At 69.2% G+C, this 16460-nt stretch carries 9 protein-coding genes; 3 read left to right on the plus strand and 6 right to left on the minus strand.

What is annotated here, in order from left to right; all coding sequences use genetic code 11:
• Positions 1-43: 43 nt before the first annotated feature.
• Positions 44-6076, minus strand: coding sequence for an alpha-2-macroglobulin (locus tag AB6807_RS33490; protein ID WP_371087938.1), 6033 nt, complete (start codon positions 6074-6076; stop codon positions 44-46).
• 170 nt (positions 6077-6246) lie between these two features.
• Here AB6807_RS33490 and opgC point away from each other — a divergent pair, with 170 nt between their 5' ends.
• The gene (gene opgC, locus AB6807_RS33495) at positions 6247-7389 is read left to right on the plus strand and encodes an OpgC domain-containing protein (RefSeq protein WP_371087939.1); all 1143 of its coding nucleotides are present in this window, start codon (positions 6247-6249) and stop codon (positions 7387-7389) included.
• 39 nt (positions 7390-7428) lie between these two features.
• Here the strand turns inward: opgC and AB6807_RS33500 are convergent, their stop codons facing one another.
• From AB6807_RS33500 to AB6807_RS33510, 3 genes are all read right to left on the minus strand, one after another.
• Positions 7429-8217 carry an SGNH/GDSL hydrolase family protein gene (locus AB6807_RS33500; protein ID WP_371087940.1) on the minus strand — a complete coding sequence of 263 codons (789 nt, stop codon included), beginning with the start codon at positions 8215-8217 and terminating at the stop codon, positions 7429-7431.
• Between the two features lie 75 nt (positions 8218-8292).
• Positions 8293-9054, minus strand: a complete 762-nt coding sequence (locus AB6807_RS33505; protein ID WP_116908314.1) for an anti-sigma factor domain-containing protein — start codon at positions 9052-9054, stop codon at positions 8293-8295.
• Positions 9055-9079: 25 nt separating this feature from the next.
• A complete protein-coding gene (locus tag AB6807_RS33510) occupies positions 9080-9655 on the minus strand; it encodes an RNA polymerase sigma factor (RefSeq protein WP_286512992.1) in 576 nt (191 codons plus the stop codon).
• Positions 9656-9816: 161 nt separating this feature from the next.
• On the opposite strand from AB6807_RS33510, the gene AB6807_RS33515 reads away from it, so the two are divergent.
• Positions 9817-10356, plus strand: coding sequence for a hypothetical protein (locus AB6807_RS33515; protein WP_371087941.1), 540 nt, complete (start codon positions 9817-9819; stop codon positions 10354-10356).
• Between the two features lie 68 nt (positions 10357-10424).
• Positions 10425-11801 carry a tol-pal system YbgF family protein gene (locus AB6807_RS33520; protein ID WP_371087942.1) on the plus strand — a complete coding sequence of 459 codons (1377 nt, stop codon included), beginning with the start codon at positions 10425-10427 and terminating at the stop codon, positions 11799-11801.
• Here the strand turns inward: AB6807_RS33520 and AB6807_RS33525 are convergent.
• Positions 11798-13270: an efflux transporter outer membrane subunit gene (locus AB6807_RS33525; protein WP_371087943.1), complete on the minus strand. Its 1473-nt coding sequence runs from the start codon at positions 13268-13270 to the stop codon at positions 11798-11800. The two genes, AB6807_RS33520 and AB6807_RS33525, sit on opposite strands and share 4 nt — an antisense overlap.
• Positions 13270-16458, minus strand: coding sequence for an efflux RND transporter permease subunit (locus AB6807_RS33530; RefSeq protein ID WP_371087944.1), 3189 nt, complete (start codon positions 16456-16458; stop codon positions 13270-13272). Before AB6807_RS33530 ends, AB6807_RS33525 begins: the two co-directional genes overlap by 1 nt.
• Positions 16459-16460: the final 2 nt, after the last annotated feature.

A 16460-nucleotide genomic window follows, 5' to 3' on the forward strand; every position in this document is an offset into this window, starting at 1 on the left:
TTGTGTCGTGTCTGTCGTGTGTGTGTCGTTCGTGGAAGGCGGCTTACTTCGCCGCCTCCACCTTCACGCGCGCATTGGGCGCCTCGCCGAACATCTCCGGCGCGTACATCGCCTCGACGCGGCTCGGCGGCAACGCGAAGTCGCCGACGTTGTTCAGGCGCACGGTGTACTCCATCTTCACCACGCCCTTGGGCAGGTACTCGTAGTAGCTGCGGAAGGCCTCGAAGCTGCGTTCCTCGAAGGCCGGCCAGCCGGCGCCGCTCTTCTTCTCGCCCTGCGTGGCGATCTGCGAGTCGCGGCCCAGGCCGCTGCCCAGGATGGTGGCGCCGCCCGGCACCGGGTCGCTGATCACCACCCAGGTCATGTCGGCGCTGGCGTTCACCTCCAGCGTCACGCGCAGCACGTCGCCGCGCGTGTACTTGCCGGCGGTGGCCTGCTCGACCGGGGTGATGGTCTTCTTGATGGCGTAGCCCGCCGCGAACGGCGCCTTCAGCTGCACCGCGGCAATCGACTGCAGCGTGAGCCACGGCTTGCCGGTGCCTTGCTGCGTGACCAGCAGCGTGTCGCGCACCGGAGCGCCCGACGAAGACGCTGCCCACGGCAGGAACATCGTGTTGTTCTTCAGGTTGCCCGGCGAGGCGGGCGCGCCGAAGAAGGTGGTCTGGTTGGGCGCGCCGGCGGCGTCGCTGGTCTTCACGCGCTCGACCTTGCTCCAGTCGACCTGCGCCTTTACCGCGCCCAGCGTGGCGGCGGTGATGCCGGTGACCGGCGTGCTCTCGAACACCTTGCTGAATTTCTCCAGCGCCAGTCCGCCCCACAGGTTGGCGGTGGTGGTGTGCCAGGCGCCGTTCTGCTGGCGGCCGATGAAGCCGTTGGCCAGCTTGCCGATGTCATCCTTCCAGGCCGGGTCGTCCATCACGCTGAGCAGCAGGCGGGCGGTGTTGACGTCGCCGTTGGTCATCAGCCACCACCAGTAGTCGTCCTGCTCGGTGCTGAAGATGAGCTTGGTGCCCTGGTACGACAGGCGCGCCTTGAGCACGTTGTTGGCCTCGTCCAGGCGCTGCTGGCGCTGCGGCACGTCGTTCACGCGCTTCAGGATGTTCAGCCAGTCGATCACCGCGCTGGTAGGCCACTGGTTGGGCGCGATGGTGATGCTGCCCAGCATGCTGCCCCTGGCCTTGCCGTAGCGCGAGAGCGCTTCCAGCGCGGCGAGCTTGCGCACGTCCAGGTCCTTGCGCGGGCTCCAGAACTCGCGCGTGATGCGGCCTTCGACGAAGGCGATCAGGCCCGACTCCATGGGCGCGCGCACGTCGTCGGCCAGCGCGAAGGCGGGGTCGAGGGCGCTGGCTTCGCTGGTGGCCGCGAGCAGGTACGAGGTGAGGATGTCGCTGCCGCGGTTGGCCTCGCCGTCGCGCGGCGGGAAGTAGTTGGCCAGGCCGTCGCTGTCCAGGTAGGTGGGCAGCGTGGCCAGCACGCCCTGCCACATCTTGGCGTCGCGCAGGCCGACCGACTTGCTGGTCTTCTGCTCGAGGCAGATGAACGGGTAGTTGGCGAACCAGTCGCGCACGCCCGGCAGGCCTTCGGCCAGCTTGGGTTGCAGCGACATCTTCAGGCCGCCGCGGCCGGGGAGGGCGTCGGCCGGGGGCGCCACGTCGAGCGTGAACGGCCCGTCGACCTGCACCAGCGTGGCCTGCTGCACCGTGAGCGGCACCGACGGCACGATGCGCTGGCGCACCTTGAGCGCGTCGCGTGCGCCGCCCACGGTGTCCTTGGCCTCGATTTCCCACAGGATGGCCTCGGCGCGCGTCTGCGCGAGCTGCGCGGGCGCGGTCACGGTCCATGCCACTTCACGCGCCTCGCCGGCGGGGATGTCGACCGTCTGCGGCTCCAGCGTGAGCAGGGTGGCGCGCGGCGTGGCCTCGACCTTCATGGGCTTCTGCGTGGTGTTGCGCAGCGTGATCTGGGCGCGGAACTGGTCGTCCTCGCGCACCAGCGGCGGCAGGCCGCTGATGATCTGCAGGTCTTGCGTGGCCTGGATGCTGGTCTGCCCGGTGCCGAACAGGTTGGCGCCCGAATCGGCCACGGCCACGATCTTGAAGGTGGTGAGCGCGTCGTTCAGCGGCACCGTCACCACGGCCTGGCCGTTGGCGTCGAGCACCACTTTCGGGTTCCACAGCAGCAGGGTGTCGAGCAGTTCGCGCGTCTGGCCCTTGCCGCCGCCGCCGCCCGCGGGCACGGCCTTGCGCCCGTAGTGGCGCCGGCCGACGATTTCCATCTGCGCGGTCGAGGTGCTCACGCCCCAGCTGCGGCGTTGCAGCATGGCGTTCAGCAGCGCCCAGCTGTCGTTGGGCATCAGCTCCAGCAGGGCCTGGTCGACCGCGGCCAGCGCCACTTCGGCGCCGGCGGCGGGCTTGCCGTCGGGCAGCTTGGCGGTGATGGTCACCTGCGCCTTGCTGCGGATCGGGTAGCTGGGCTTGTCGCTGGTGACGCTCACGTCCAGCTGGTGCGCCTGCGTGCCGACGCGGATCTCGGCCATGCCCAGCCGGTAGGCGGGCTTGCTCAGGTCGACCATGGCGGTTGGTGCCACGTATTCCTTGCCTTCGTACCAGAAGGCCGTCCACCACTCGCGCGGCGACTTGAAGCCCCAGGTGAAGAAGCTGTACCACGGCACCTCGCGCAGCCGGCCGCGCAGCGCGAGCACGCTCACGTAGGCGTTGGGGCCCCACTCGGGCTTGACCTGCAGGGTGACGGTCGGGTCCTTGCCGTCGAGCTGCACCACGTGCGTCTCGATGATGCCTTCGCGTTCCACCGCCACCAGCGCGGTGGCGAAGCGGAAGGGGCTGCGCACCTGGAACTTGGCGACCTCGCCGGGCTGGTAGCTCTTCTTCTCGGGCAGCACGTCGATGCGGTCGTTGTCCTCGCCGCCGAACCACAGCTCGCCCTGCTTGGTGACGTACACCGAGCTCACGGCCTTGGCGTCGCGCCCGTCGCTGTCGGTGGCGCTGGCGATGAGCTCGACCTCGCCGGCCTCCTTCAGCTCCGACTCGCACAGCAGCAGGCCGCGCGCATCGCTCTTGCCGCTGCACACGGTGCCGATGTCCTTGGTCTCGGTCTTGTTGTCGTAGGTGTAGAAGCCGCCCACCATGCGCTTGCGGCTGCTGGTGGTGATGCGCGCCACGGCGCGCACGTTGAGCGTCACGTTGGCCTGGGGCTTGCCCGAGAGGTCGAGCGCCAGCGCCTGGAACTTGAGCTTCTGGCTGGTGGAGACCCAGCCTTCGGTCTTGATGCCCGCGATGACCGATGCCGGCCACAGCGTCTGCGTGCTGCGAATGGTCTGCACCTCGCCGTTCGGGTCGGCGTAGGTGGCCTCCAGCAGCAGCTCGCGCGCCGACTTGACCTTGGGCACCTTGTCGATGGTGAGCTTGCCGGCGCCGTCCTTGTTCAGCGTGACGGGCAGCTTGTCGGCGATCACGCGGGTGTCGTTCACGCTGTTGAGGTCTTCCTCGCCGGCGTTGGAGTCGGACGCGGGGGAGGCGGCTTCGCTGCCGTCGCCCTGCGTGGCGCGCGGCGGGTTGAAGCTGAAGGCGTCGTAGTCGGAAAAGCTCAGCGCCTTGCCACGCACCATGGCCGACACGCGCACCGGCAGGTTGGCGGCGCCGCCGCCGGCCACGTAGTTGATCTGCACGTCGGTCGGCACGCTCGTGGCGGCGACCAGCGGCTTCTTGTCGGTGGGCGCGATGCGGCCTTCGAGCACGGGCAGGCGGAATTCCTCGACGCGGAACATGCCGGTGCTGAAGCTGCGGCTGTAGCCGCCTTCTTCACCGTCGCTGTCGTTGTCGCCGTCGCCGTTGGCGTCCTTGCCGGCGCCGGTGCGCAGCATCACCTCGTACACGCCGAGCTTGGCGGCCGGCGGAATGGCAAAGCTGTTCTCCGCGCTCAGGCCGCCGGTGGCGGTCTTGCGCCAGGTGAGCGGCTGCGTGAAGCGCTGGCCGCTGCCGGTGTGGGTGATGACGAGCGTGTCGGGACGCTTCTCGGGCAGGCCGAAACCCTTGCTGGTCTGCGTGCGGATCAGGCTCTTCATCGACACCGTTTCGCCGGCGCGCAGCAGCGTGCGGTCGAAGATGGTGTGGGCGATGCGGTCGGGCTCGGGCTGCAGGTTGGTGGGCACGTTGAAGCGCCAGGGCTCGATGCCGCGCTGCCAGTCGCTCCAGGTGAAGGCGAGGTCTTCCACGCCCTTTTCGTCCTTGGCGCGGGCGCTGACGAACCAGGCGCCCTGCTCGTATTCGTTCGGGCCGTTGCACGTGGGCGCCTGCGGCGAAATGCCGTTGAGCATCACGATGCCGTTGGCGTCGGTGGTGCCGGTGGCCACGGCCTTGCCGTCGCAGCCCGACACGCGCACTTCGGCGCCGGCCACGACCTTGCCCTTGTCGAGCGAGGTGACCCAGGCCATCGAGTTCTCGCGGCCCAGCTTGAAGTGCACGGCCAGGTTGGTGGCCAGCGCGCTGGTGCGCACGTACATCGTGCGGCCGGCGTTGTAGCGCTCGTCGAGCAGCGCCTCGCCCAGCTTCTGCGAGGCGATTTCGAGCACGTGGAAGCCCGGCGTCAGCGGGATGCCGATGACTTCGAAGGGACGCGGATCGCCCGCGTCCGACTTGGGCATGTCCAGCGCCTTCACGCCCGGCTGGCCGGCCAGCAGCGACAGCATGCGGGTCTGCACGTTGTTGCGGTCGTCCTTGTCGATGACCGGGGGCAGCGGGCCCTTCACGTCCTTGCGCGCCTGCTCGCGCAAGATGGTGTAGCTGTCGTAGCGGCGCACCTTGCGGAACCACGCGATGATTTCCGCGTCGGTCTTCGGGTTCATGTCGCTCACCTTGCCGGGCGTGAGCGCGTTCACCATCAGCTGCGGCTCCACGCGGCGCACGGTGACCGGCATCATGGCCGGGGTGTCGGGCTCGGCCAGGCGCTCGACCACGCCGAAGGGCGAGGCGGCGAACTTGGCCAGCGGCGGCATCATGCCCGTGGCCACCTTCATCGGAAAGCTGCCGGGCGAGGCCAGCGGGCGGCCCGAGGCGTCTTCGAATTTGGAGGGCAGCTCGATGCTGAACTGCGTGCTCTCGGCCAGCGGCGGGCCGAAGTACACGTCGTTGACCACGTCGTCGTCGCTCTGCGTGCCGCCGCCGTCCGACAGCTGGGCCTTGACGGTCTTGTCGCCGCCCTTGAGCTCGATCTGCGCGGCCAGCTTGCGCGTGACCGGCGCGTTGAAGTTCAGCTGCATCGGGCGCAGCGGCAGGCAGGCGGCCTGCGCGTTCTCGCGCTCGCAGGTGAACGACACGGCAAACGGTTCGCGCACCTGGAATTCGAGACGACGTTCCACGTTGTTGGCCACGCCCGAGGGTGTTGCCACGCCCTTGCCGTACACCACCTGCACCTTGGCACCCGGCGTGAGCGTGCGGTTGCACTGCAGCGTGACGAAGCGCAGCGGGTCTTTCTCGGCGGCCTTGTCGCGGCCGAAGGCCTTGAGCAGGCCGGCGCGCTGGTCGCCGTCGAGCAGCTTCACCGGAATGCGTTCGCCCACGCCGTCGGCCGCGCACCACACGTTCTGGCGCACGCTGTCGAGCGTGGCCGCGCCGTTGAGCTCGAGCATGAACATCTGCTGCTCGTCGATGCGGCTGTAGCTGCCCGGCATGTAGTTGCGCACGAAGGGGCCGCCGGTGTTGAACTGGTAGCGCTCGGGCCCGGTCAGCTCGCCGCCGGCGCTGGGCTTGAAGGTGGGAACGCGCGTGACCGTGCAGCGCACGCCGGGCGGCAGGTCGTTCTCGAAGTCGTAGACCCAGGCCTTGGCGTCGGTCCAGCGGCCGGTGCCCTTGCCGGCCTGCGCGTCGGAGCAGCTCACCGTGAGCGGGGCGGGCGCCTTGGGGTCGCCGAAGTTGACGGCGGCCTGGTCGAACTTGGCGACGATCTGGCGCACCCGCGCCACCTCGCCCTGCGGGCTCAAACTGGTGATCTGAAGGGCAAAGCTCGGGCCGGCCAGCAGCACGCCGGCGGCAAAGAGCCATGTGGGAACGAAACGGGTCACGGGAACTCCTCCTTGGGGCAGCGCGCAGCGTAGCCGATTTGCACGTCAATTCGACAGTGCCAAGGGTCATATGTCGCCGTGCGGCGAGCCGGGCGTACGCCACTCTTCTTACAATCGGGGGCTGTCTTGCGTGTGCCGCGCGGACCGCCACCAAGACCTCGCCGCCACCGATGAAACGCTACTGGGAAATAGACGCCTTGCGCGGGCTGATGCTCGTGCTGATGACCGTCACCCACCTGCCCACGCGGCTGACCGACCCGCTGGGCCAGCCCTTCGGTTTTGTCTCCGCCGCCGAAGGCTTCGTGCTGCTGTCGGCCTTCGTGGCGGGGCTGGTGTACAGCCGCATCGGCTTCGCGCGCGGGGTCGACTCGATGCGCCAGGCCTTCTGGCGGCGCGTGGTGAAGGTGTACCTCTGCCAGGCGGCCATCCTGCTGTTCCTGTTCACGGTGATCGCGGCGGTGGGCCTGCACATCGACCAGCCGGCGGTGAAGAACCTGGTGTCCTACTACCTGGCCGAGCCGCGCGACGGCTTCCTGTTCGGGCTGCTGCTGGTCTACGAGCCGGCGCTGCTCGACATCTTGCCGATGTACATCTTTTTCATGCTGCTGAGCCCCTGGGTGCTGGCCTTTGCCATGCGCCACGGCTGGACCTGGGTGATGGCGGCGAGCGCCGTCGTGTGGGGAGCGGCGCAGTTCGGCCTGAGCGAGTGGGTCTACGGGCTGGCCGTGCACTACCTGGGCGTGCCGGTGCCGTTCCACGAGATGGGCGCGTTCAACACCTACGCCTGGCAGTTTTTGTGGTTTTCGGGGCTGTGCATCGGCGCGACGCGCAGCGGGCCCGACGCGAAGCCGCTGCGCTTTCCGCCGTGGCTGCTGGCGCTGGCCGCCGGCATTGCGCTGTACGGCCTGTACTGGCGCCACCACGGCATCAACGGGCAGGCGCCCTTCGGTGGCGACGTGGAACTGAACCTGCTGTTCGACAAGTGGCAGCTCGGCCCGTTGCGGCTGGTGAACCTGGTGGCGCTGGGCATCGTGGCGGTGCGCTTCGGCCCGTGGCTGATGCGCCGCATTCCGCGGCTGCGCTGGCTGGAGGCGATGGGCTCGGCCTCGTTGCCGGTGTTCTGCGCGCACCTGGTGGCGGTGCTGCTGGTGCTGGCCTTCTACGGCGACAGCCAGACGGCGCGGCCCTGGTGGGGTGACGCGCTGCTGCTGGTGGCGGTGTTCGCGGGGATGTACTTCGTGGCACGGTTCACGCGCGGGGCCGATGTGCCACCGCCGGCGGACGACGTGCCGACGGAACCTGCAAGAGCTTGAGCCTGAACGCAGGCTCGAGCCCGGCCCGGCTCGGCCCCGTCAGGGCAGCGAGGCCGTCGGTGCCGGCGCGATGCTCGGCAGGTGCGGCGCGATCACCGCGTGCCACAGCCGGTAGCCTTCGTCGGTCATGTGCAGCTTGTCGCCACGGAACAGCTCCATGCGCGGGCGGCCGTCGGCGCCGAGCATGGGCGTGTAGATGTCGATGTACTCGCTGTTGGGCAGCAGGTTGAGGTAGGCCGACACCACGTGGTTGGTCTCGCGGATCTGCGGCAGCAGCTGCTCGCGCGAAGGGCTCGGCTTGACCGACACGAAGCTGATGCGCGTGTCGGGCAGCTCTGCGCGCACCGCGTTGGCAAAGCGCGCGAAGCTGTCGAGCACCTGCAGCGGCGTGCGGCCTTCGGCCAGGTCGTTGTCGCCCGCGTACACCACCACCTGGCGCGGCTTGTAGCGCACCACGAGGTCGCGCGCGAACAGGCTGCAGTCGTTCAGCGTGGAGCCGCCGAAGCCGCGGTTGACCACGCCGCCGGGCACGCGCGGAAAGTCTTGCTGCAGGCGCGTCCACATGCGCACCGTGGAGCTGCCGACGAACACCACGCCGCCGGGCGACGGAAAGCGCTCCTGGTCGGCGCGCGCGAAGGCGGCCAGCTCGTTGTGCCAGCGCTCCTTGGCGGCGAGGTAGTCGCGGGCCAGGGCGGCCTCGGCGGCGGCTGTCTCGGCTTCCTGCGGAAAGAAGGAGGAAGACTGCGCGTGCGCGCCGAGCGCCGCGGTGAGCAGCGCGAAGGTGGCGACCTTGGAGAGCGCAGCGAACGCGGTCTTTATCGAAGGCATCGAACGGGGCGAAAAGGCGAAGGACAAGGCGGGTTTCTCTCACGGCGCCTCGCGGCGCCGTGGCGGCATGAAAGCCTAGATTGTCTTCTCGATGAGGGCGCCCTTGAACACGACCGGGCCTTTGGGCCCGCTGCCCGGCGGCACGCCGCCCTTGGCTTCGAGCGTGACGGCCAGGGTCGGCACGGCCTGCACATCGGATTGAGAGGCGGCCAGGCGCAGCGCCGGGGCCTTGTCCATCACGCCGAGCGAGCGCGGCGCGGCGCCGGGCGCCAGGGCCCACAGCTGCAGCGACTTGTCGTCGCCTTCGCTGTAGCTGCCCACGCGCTGCAGCGACAGCTGCTTCTTTTTCGGGTCGAAGGTCACCAGCATCGAGGCGGCCGACTGGTCGTCGGACAGCACGGCCACGTACTGCACCACCGGCGCGTTCTGCAGCTGGTCGCGCAGGTTGAGGCCGACCACCACGGCCAGCACGGTGGCCAGCGCGCCGGCGGCCGTGGCGCCGCGCCACAGCGCCAGGCTGCGCAGCCAGCCGCCGGGTTGCGGCTTGGCGGCATCGCGGGCGTTGGCGGCGTCGCGCTGGCGCTCGATGGCGACCTTCGCCTGCTCGGCGTCGATCATGTTGCGGATGCGCGTCCACACGGCGGGGTCGGGCACCACAGAGGGTTGCAGCTCGGTCATGCTCGCGAGCCGGCCTTGCCAGACCAGCGCCGCGGCGCGCACCGGCGCCTGTTCGCGCGCCATGGATTCGAAGCGGCGGCGGGCGCCGCCGCGCAGGGTGCCGAGCGCGTGGCTGGCGGCAAGTATTTCTAGCAGTTCGGGGTGGGCAGTGAGTTTCATGGCAGGCCTGTCTTCTTCGTCACCCTCAAGCGAAGCGTCCCATGCAGACGCGAAGTTTTTCCAGCCCGCGCCGGATCCATGTCTTGACGGTGCCCAGCGGCAGCTTCAGCTGCTCGGCCAGTTCGCCGTGGCTCATCTCGCGCAGGTAGGCCAGGCTCACCACTTCGCGTTGCCGGCCCTCGAGCTGGGCCAGGCACTGGTGCAGCGCCCAGGCCTGCTCGCTGGCATCGGCCGTGTCGATCGGGTTGGGGGCGTCCGACTCCATCTGGTCGGCCATGAGCTCGTCGAATTCCTGGGTCAGCTGCGCCCGGTCGGCGGTGCGCCGGCGCAACAGGTCGAGCGCCCGGCTGCGCACGATCAGCCCCAGCCACGCCAGCGGCGGGCTGAGCGAGGAGCGATAGTCGCCGGCGACTCGCCAGACCGTCAAAAAGGCTTCCTGGAGTACGTCCTCGGCCCACTCGCGCTGCCGCACGACGCGCATCGCCAGGCCCATGAGCTTGGGTGAGGTGCGGTCGTAGAGCTGGCGCAGGGCGGCTTCGTCGCGATGGCCGATCCGGTCGATCAGCGCCATCAGTTCGGCGTCGGGGCTGGGTGCAGTCATCCGCGGATTGTCGGGCATCGGTGCGCATGCCAGATATACGGGCTGTCCCGCCGCCCGGATTCAAGCCGCCAATAGCTCACCTTCAGAAACATTCGCAAACACAAGTTGTAAACGTATACTGCGCCGCAAAACGAGGGGCGCACCAGCGCGGGTGAGAAGGAATGAAGCAAATTGCGATCGTCTTGGCGCTCTGCGTGGGCGCCTGGTATTTCTTCGTGGGCGGCCGCAAGCTCGACGAGCCGATGGTGCGCGACTACTACCAGAACGAGGCCCGCGCCATCGCCGCGCGCGACGCCGACCGGCTGTGCAAGCAGCTCAGCCGCAAGGTGGTGATAGAGAGCAGCACCACCGTCATGGGCCGCACCGAGTCGACCACCCACGACCGCGACAGCGCCTGCCGCGGCGTGCACAAGACCTTCGAGAACCTGCAGCAGGTGACCGAGCGCACCGGCAGCATCCTGGCAGTGGAGTACGACTACCACATCGATTCCGTCGAGGTCGCCCCCGACCGCAAGAGCGCCGTCGTCAAGGGCACCAACGTGCTGAAGATGGGCGAATCGGCCCTGCAGCTGAAGACCAGCTTCCACCAGCGCCTGGAGCGCGAACTCGGCCAGATGCGCCTGGTGCACGCCGAGGACAGCACCGTGGTGCGCCTGGGCGGGCGCGGCGCCATGAGCCAGAGCGACTTCTTCCGCAAGTAATCCCGCCGATCACGCCAATCCGGCCCCCTCCACACCCTCCGCACTCCACAGAGAAAGCAGGCGCCGCCATGCTCGCCATCCGGGATTCGTTGCCGCCCCCACCGCCGTTCTGGCACCGCCTGAACAGCTTCTTCGCCTTTCCGTTCCAGCTGCGGCCGCTGGCGTACGGGCTCATCCTGTCGTTCTGCAGCCTGCTGTTCGAGGGCATCTTCTTCCTGCCCGACGCGCTGGCGCTGGTGCTGATCGAGATCGGCATCATGCTGGCGGCCAGCCGCTACGGCTTCAAGGTGATCGCGCTGGGCGCGCGCGGCATCCGCGACTCGGCCGACTTCGGGCGCGAGTCCAGCGACGAGTGGACCTACCTGCCGTGGAAGCTGTTCGCCATTTCGCTGGCGCAGGCCTTCCTCATCGGGTGGCTCGCGTACTACGCGCCCATCCTGGGCACGGTGGGCCTGTTCGTCATGTCGTTCACCTTCCCGGCGGCGGTGATCGTGCTGGTGCAGTCGGGCAGCTTCTTCCAGGCGATGAACCCGGGCTACGTGATGGAGACGATGCGCACCATCGGCTGGCCGTACGCGCTGCTGTGCTTCTTCCTGTTCCTGCTGAGCACGGGCGCGCAGGTGGCGCTGTCGCTGGTGCTGCCGATGTTCGACGGGCGCATCGTGCTGCCGATCGTCAACTTCGCCTTCATTTACTTCGGCTGGGCCATGGCCAGCCTGCTGGGCTATGTGATGTTCCAGCACCACGAGGCCTTCGGCTTCGACGCGGTGGCGGGCAGCGAGATCGACGGCGGCGGCCCGGTGGAGCGCCGAACGCCCGAGCAGATCGCGGCGCAGCGCACCGACGCCGAGGTGGCGCAGCTGGTGACCGAGGGCGACCTGCCCGCCGCGCTGGGCATCGCCTACGAGGCGCAGCGCACCGCCGCCTCGGACGACCTGGCCGCGCAGCGCCGCTACCACCGCGTGCTGGCGCTCATGCCCGACAAGAAGGACACGCTGCTCGACCACGCGCGGCGCTTCGTTCCGCTGCTGATGCGGCGCGACCTGACTTCCGAGGCGCTGAAGGTCTTCAAGGCCTGCAAGGAAAAGGACAAGGCCTTCTCGCTCGACGACGCGGCCATGGTCATCGCCATGGCGCGCGCCGAGTGGCGCGGCGGCGACGCCCACGCCACGCTGGCGCTGCTGTCGGGGTTCGACAAGCGCTTTCGCGGCCACGAGACGATTCCGCAGGCCTACGAGCTGGCCGCGCGCGCGCTGGTGCAGGGCCTGGGCCGCGCCGACATGGCGCAGCCCATCCTGAGCACGATGGAGGCGCGCTATCCGAACAGCGAGCAGACGCAGGAAGTGCGCTGGCTGCTGCGGCCCATGCCTGCGAGCCCGGCGGCCGACACCGCTGCCAGCGCGCCCCCTGCGCCTGCCACGCCTACCTCGTCCACAGCCCCCTAGCTTTCCTTCCAGCCCCCGCCCAGCGCCTTGTAGATCGCCAGCCGGTTGGTCTGCTCGGTGAGCTGCAGGCTGATGAGGCTCTGCTGCGCCGCGTAGTACGCGCGCTGCGCGTCGAGCACGTCGAGGTAGTTGCTGGCGCCGCTGCGAAACAGCGACTGCGACAGCTCGAAGCTGCGCGAGGTGGCGCCCAGCAGCGAGCGCTGCGCGGCCAGCCGCTCGGCCAGCGTGCGCCGCTCGGCCAGTGCGTCGGCCACTTCGCGGAAGGCCGTCTGCACCGCCTTTTCATAGGTGGCGACCTGGATCTTCTGCTGCGCCTGCGCCACGCCCAGGTTCGCGCGGTTGGCGCCGCCGTCGAAGATCGGCACGCTGACCGAAGGCGCGAAGCTCCACGCCTTGCTGCCGCTGGTGAACAGGCCCGACAGCGTGCTGCTCGCCGTGCCCGCCGAGGCCGTGAGCGCAATGCGCGGAAAGAACGCCGCGCGCGCCGCGCCGATGTCGGCATTGCTCGCGCGCAGCGCATGCTCGGCGGCCAGCACGTCGGGGCGTTGCTGCAGCACGCTGGAGGGCAGGTCGGGCGGGGGCACCAGCAACTGTGCGGTGATGGCCGGTTCGTCGGTGCTTGCTGCGCCGGCCGCAGGCACCACCGGCAGCAACTCCGCCGGCGGCGTGGCGCCGACCAGAAGCGCCAGCGCGTTGCGGTCCTGCTCGACCTGGCTGTCGAAGGCCGCGGCGTCGGCGCGCGCGGCATCGACCGTGCTTTGCGCCTGCGCCAGCGCCAGGCCCGACTGCGCGCCGAGCCGGTGGCTGCGCTCGATGAGTTCGAAGGACTTGCGCTGGCTGTCGAGCGTGCCGCGCGCGAGCTGCAGGCGCTGCTCGTCGGCGGCCAGCTGCAGCCAGGCGGTGGCCACGGCCGCGACCAGGCTGATCTGCGTGCTGCGCTGCGTGGCTTCGGTCTGGAAGTAGCTTTGCAGCGCCGCTTCGTTCAGGTTGCGCACGCGGCCGAACAGGTCGAGCTCGTAGCTCGTCAGGCCCAGGTCGGCGCTGTATTGCGAGGCGATGCGGGGCTCGCCGCTGTTCGACAGGCTGCCCGGCGTGCGCGAGCGGCTGCCGCCCGCGCTCGCGTCCACCGTCGGGAACAGGCCGGCGCGCGCAATGCCGTACTGGGCGCGCGCACGCTCGATGTTCAACGCCGCCACGCGCAGGTCGCGGTTGTTGGCGAGCGCGAGTTCGATGGTGCCCTGTAGCCTGGTGTCGACGAAGAAGCTGCGCCAGCCGACATCGACCGGCGCGGCCGGGGTACTTGCCTGCACGCCCGAAGCGGGCAGGGCCTGCGGCACGGGCGAAGCCGGCGCCACGTAGTCGGGTGCGAGGTTCACGCAGCCCGCGAGCACGGCCGATGCAAAGGCCGCGAGCGCGACCGAGCGAAGCGGCAGGCGGGGACGCAGGGACAAGGGGAGTGCGCGCTTCATCAGTGGCCTCCCTGTTCCGCCGCGCGGTCTGCCGCGTGTTCGGTGACGGCCTCCGTTTTCGCTGGCTTTTGCCGCCCCGCCAGCCATCCGCGAATCAACGCGAAGAACAGCGGCACGAAGAAGATGCCCAGCGCCGTGCCCACCACCATGCCGCCCAGCACCGCGGTGCCGATCGACTGGCGTCCGCCCGCGCCCGCGCCGGTGCCGATGGCCAGCGGCAGCACGCCGAAGCCGAAGGCCAGCGAGGTCATCAAGATGGGCCGCAGCCGCAGGCGCACCGCCTGCAGCGTGGCCTCGACCACGCCCTTGCCCTGCTCCTGCAGCTGCTTGGCGAACTCCACGATGAGAATCGCGTTCTTCGACGACAGCCCCACCGTGGTCAGCAGCCCGACCTGGAAGTACACGTCGTTGCTCAACCCCCGGAAGCTCGTGAACAGCAGCGCCCCCACGATGCCCAGCGGCACCACCAGGATCACCGAGAACGGCACCGACCAGCTCTCGTACAGCGCGGCCAGGCACAGGAACACGAACAGGATCGAAATGGCGTACAGCATCGGCGCCTGCGCACCCGACAGCCGCTCCTGGTAGGAGGCACCGGTCCATTCGTAGCCGATGCCCGGCGGCATCTGCTTCATCACCTCGTCCACCGCGGCCATGGCGTCGCCCGAGCTCACGCCCGGCGCCGCGTCGCCCACGAACTCGTAGCTCGGGCTGCCGTTGTAGCGCTGCAGCTGCGGCGAGCCGTAGCTCCAGCGCGAGCTGGAGAACGCGGGGAAGGGCACCATCTGCCCCAGGCTGTTGCGCACGCTCCAGCGGTCGATGTCCGCCGGCAGCATGCGGAAGTCGGTGTCGCCCTGCATGTACACGCGCTTCACGCGGCCCTTGTCCAGGAAGTCGTTGATGTAGGTGCCGCCCATGGCGCTCGACAGCGTGCTGTCGATGTCCGACGTGGCCAGGCTCAGCGCGCCGGCACGCGCGTCGTCGATGTCCACCGCGAACTCGGGCGTGTCGTCCAGGTTGTTGCTGCGCACATTGACCACTTCGGGCCGCTTGCCCAGCAGCTCGATGGCCTGGTCGCGCGCCTTCACCAGCGCGTCGTGGCCCAGGCCGTTGATGTCCTTCAAGTGAAAGTTGAAGCCCGCGTTGGCGCCCAGCCCGCGCACCGCCGGCGGCAGCAGCACGAAGATGCGCGCGTCGCGGATGGTCGACAGGTCCTTGTTGGCGCGCCGCGTCAGCTCGGCGGCCGACTGGCCCTTGCCCGTGCGCTCGGCCCAGTCCTTCAGCTTGACGAAGGCGCGCGCCGAGCTCTGGTCGCCGTTCTGCCCGGTGATGACGTTCACGCTCAGCACCTCGTCCTGCTTGCCGAAGTACTGCTGCACCTGCTCGACCACCGGCTGCAGCCGCGCGTTCGACGCGCCCGGCGGCAGCGTTACCTGCACCTGCAGGAAGGCCTGGTCTTCATCGGGCAGGAAGGAGGTGGGCAGCCGCATGAACAGCAGCGCCATCACGCCCGCGATCAGCAGGTACACCACCATGCTGCGCTTGCCGCGCCGCACGATGCCGCCGACGATGCCTTCGTAGCGGTCGGCGCTTCGGTCGAAGCCGCGGTTGAAGGCCGCGAAGAAGCGGTCGACCCGGCCCAGCAGGCCGCGGCGCGGCGCGGCGTGTTCGCCATGCGCGCCCTTGCGCACCGGCTTGAGCAGCGTGGCGCACAGCGCCGGCGTGAGCGTGAGCGCCACGAACACCGACAGCGCCATCGCCGAGACGATGGTGATCGAGAACTGCCGGTAGATCACGCCCGTGGAGCCGCCGAAGAAGGCCATGGGAATGAACACCGCCGACAGCACCAGCGCAATGCCGACCAGCGCGGGCGTGATCTCGGCCATCGACTTGCGCGTGGCCTCCTTGGGCGACAGGCCCTCCTCGTGCATCACGCGCTCGACGTTCTCCACCACCACGATGGCGTCGTCCACCAGCAGGCCGATGGCCAGCACCATGCCGAACATGGTCAACGTGTTGATGGAGTAGCCCGCCATCGACAGCACGCCGAAGGTGCCCAGCAGCACCACCGGCACCGCGATGGCCGGGATGAGCGTGGCGCGCAGGTTCTGCAAAAACACGTACATCACCAGCACCACCAGCAGCATGGCCTCCACCAGCGCCTTGACCACCTCGTCGATGGAGGCGCTCACGAAGGGCGTGGTGTCGTAGCTCACGAAGGTCTGCAGCTGGTTGGGGAACAGCGGCTTCAGTTCCTCGACCTTGGCCTTCACGGCCTCGGCCACCTGCACCGCGTTGGCGCCGTCGGCCAGCACCACGCCCAGGCCCGCGCCGGGGCGGCCGTCGAGCTGCGAGCGCACGGTGAGGTTCTCGGCGCCCAGCTCCACGCGCGCCACGTCCTTCAGGCGCACCACGGCGCCGTCGGGCGTCACGCGCAGCACCACGTTCTCGAACTGCTCCACCGTCTTCAGCTTGCTGCGCGCGGTGATGGTGGCGGTGAGCTGCTGCTGCGCGCTGGCCGGCAGCGCGCCCAGCTGGCCGGCCGACACCTGCGCGTTCTGCGCGGTGATGGCGCTGTTCACGTCCGAAGGCATCAGCGCGTACTTGCGCAGCTTGTCGGGGTCCAGCCACAGGCGCATGGCGTAGCCGGTGCCCAGCGTCTGCACCTCGCCCACGCCGTCGATGCGGCTGATGATGTCCACCAGGTTGCTGGAGATGTAGTCGCCCACGTCCACCGCCGAGGCGCTGCCGTCGCCGGAGTACATCGACACGATCATCAGGAAGTCGTTGCCGCCCTTGGTCACGGTGACGCCGCGGCTTTGCACCTGCTGCGGCAGGCGCGACATGGCCTGCTGCAGCTTGTTCTGCACCTGCATCTGCGCCACGTCGATGCTGGTGCCCGCGTTGAAGGTGAGCGACAGCCGCGCCACGCCTGACGAGTTGCTGGTCGACTGCATGTACAGCAGGTTGTCCAGCCCCTTGAGCTGCTGCTCGATGACCTGGGTGACCGAGTCTTCCACCGTCTTGGCGGAGGCGCCCGTGTAGGTGGCGTTGATGGACACGCGCGGCGGCGCGATGTCGGGGTATTGCTCCAGCGGCAGCGTGCGGATGGCCATGAGCCCCGCCAGCATGACGACGATGGAGAGCACCCACGCGAAGATGGGTCGGTCGATGAAGAACTGCGCCATGT

It is taken from the genome of Variovorax sp. RCC_210, assembly GCF_041355175.1.
GTDB lineage: Bacteria > Pseudomonadota > Gammaproteobacteria > Burkholderiales > Burkholderiaceae_C > Variovorax.

Coding starts and splice junctions, on each gene's coding strand:
- opgC (WP_371087939.1), top strand. CDS start 6,247: ATGAAACGCTACTGGGAAATAGACGCCTTGCGCGGGCTGATGCTCGTG.
- AB6807_RS33500 (WP_371087940.1), bottom strand. CDS start 8,217: ATGCCTTCGATAAAGACCGCGTTCGCTGCGCTCTCCAAGGTCGCCACC.
- AB6807_RS33505 (WP_116908314.1), bottom strand. CDS start 9,054: ATGAAACTCACTGCCCACCCCGAACTGCTAGAAATACTTGCCGCCAGC.
- AB6807_RS33510 (WP_286512992.1), bottom strand. CDS start 9,655: ATGACTGCACCCAGCCCCGACGCCGAACTGATGGCGCTGATCGACCGG.
- AB6807_RS33515 (WP_371087941.1), top strand. CDS start 9,817: ATGAAGCAAATTGCGATCGTCTTGGCGCTCTGCGTGGGCGCCTGGTAT.
- AB6807_RS33520 (WP_371087942.1), top strand. CDS start 10,425: ATGCTCGCCATCCGGGATTCGTTGCCGCCCCCACCGCCGTTCTGGCAC.
- AB6807_RS33525 (WP_371087943.1), bottom strand. CDS start 13,270: ATGAAGCGCGCACTCCCCTTGTCCCTGCGTCCCCGCCTGCCGCTTCGC.
- AB6807_RS33530 (WP_371087944.1), bottom strand. CDS start 16,458: ATGGCGCAGTTCTTCATCGACCGACCCATCTTCGCGTGGGTGCTCTCC.